Here is a 350-nt window from a genome sequence, read left to right as displayed (position 1 = left end):
CACGCCTGCCCGCTTTATGCAGCGTTTTTAATGCAGATGCATGAGCCAAGAAAAACGAGGCCATCACTGGCCCCGTCGTATGTTTTCATGCGTGGTTTGTGCATGCAAATCCATGCGCTTTATGCATGGGCAAGGAAACCGGTCAAAAGAGGTTTAACTGGTCATCCGGCTCAGGAGCCTGCACATCTGATTCAGGTTCGGTGAGAGCCTTAGCCAGACAAAAAGCATCCCGATAGCTCAAAGGTGCCAGGCGCTCAAACTCAAAGAAATGTGAAAAGGTGCGACCCAGCCAGAAGCCGTTACCGGTCTTATTTGAAAGCTGAAAAATCACCCCCCCCCCCCCGATTCAA

Annotated in this window: 1 protein-coding gene; it reads left to right on the top strand. The window is 51.1% G+C overall.

All coding sequences use genetic code 11. The features are described from left to right. On the top strand, positions 1-204 hold a 204-nt coding region (locus B4056_RS05555; protein WP_288654071.1), incomplete at its 5' end, for a hypothetical protein. Between the last annotated feature and the right edge of the window lie 146 nt (positions 205-350).

The sequence above is a fragment of the Pantoea sp. UBA7232 genome, assembly GCF_002473195.1.
Taxonomy (GTDB): domain Bacteria; phylum Pseudomonadota; class Gammaproteobacteria; order Enterobacterales; family Enterobacteriaceae; genus Pantoea; species Pantoea eucrina.
The sequence above is the reverse complement of the archived record's forward strand: the minus strand, read 5'-3'. Positions and strand labels throughout refer to the sequence as shown.